The organism is Naasia sp. SYSU D00948, from assembly GCF_017916515.1.
GTDB lineage: Bacteria > Actinomycetota > Actinomycetes > Actinomycetales > Microbacteriaceae > Naasia.
Genome location: NZ_JAFMTA010000003.1, coordinates 1 through 1,052 on the forward strand (window position 1 = coordinate 1; position 1,052 = coordinate 1,052).

Consider the following 1,052-nt stretch of genomic DNA (forward strand, 5'->3'; position numbering starts at 1 on the left):
CGTGGACTACCAGGGTATCTAATCCTGTTCGCTCCCCACGCTTTCGCTCCTCAGCGTCAGTTACGGCCCAGAGATCTGCCTTCGCCATCGGTGTTCCTCCTGATATCTGCGCATTCCACCGCTACACCAGGAATTCCAATCTCCCCTACCGCACTCTAGTCTGCCCGTACCCACTGCAGGCCCGAGGTTGAGCCTCGGGTTTTCACAGCAGACGCGACAGACCGCCTACGAGCTCTTTACGCCCAATAATTCCGGACAACGCTTGCACCCTACGTATTACCGCGGCTGCTGGCACGTAGTTAGCCGGTGCTTTTTCTTCAGGTACCGTCACTTTCGCTTCTTCCCTGACAAAAGAGGTTTACAACCCGAAGGCCGTCGTCCCTCACGCGGCGTTGCTGCATCAGGCTTTCGCCCATTGTGCAATATTCCCCACTGCTGCCTCCCGTAGGAGTCTGGGCCGTGTCTCAGTCCCAGTGTGGCCGGTCACCCTCTCAGGCCGGCTACCCGTCGTCGCCTTGGTGAGCCATTACCTCACCAACAAGCTGATAGGCCGCGAGCTCATCCCTGACCGAAATTCTTTCCACACACAGAAGATGCCTTCGCGTGTCATATCCGGTATTAGCCACGGTTTCCCGAGGTTATCCCAGAGTCAGGGGCAGATTGCTCACGTGTTACTCACCCGTTCGCCACTAACCAAGGAAGCAAGCTCCCTTGATCCGTTCGACTTGCATGTGTTAAGCACGCCGCCAGCGTTCGTCCTGAGCCAGGATCAAACTCTCCGAAGATGTCTAGCTGCAAGCCGGCGAACCGACCGCAAACCAAGAGCCGAGCACCCCGGGAAAACGAGGCGCCAGCGAGTTGATACTGACTGTAAAGACTGTCTACTGACAATCAATTCAATCCAAAGGAATCTCAACCCCGACCACAGGCCGGGACGAGGTAATTTGGCATTGACTTAGTGCACGCTGTTGAGTTCTCAAGGATCGGACGCACCCCACACCCCAGCCTTCCGGCCTCGGTCATGAGGGCAACTGCTCCAAATTGTGAGCTCC

General features: G+C 56.7%; 1 rRNA gene. It reads right to left on the bottom strand.

The features are described from left to right. Nucleotides 1-785 (bottom strand): 16S ribosomal RNA (locus J3P30_RS14970); the annotation flags it as partial. Between the last annotated feature and the right edge of the window lie 267 nt (nt 786-1,052).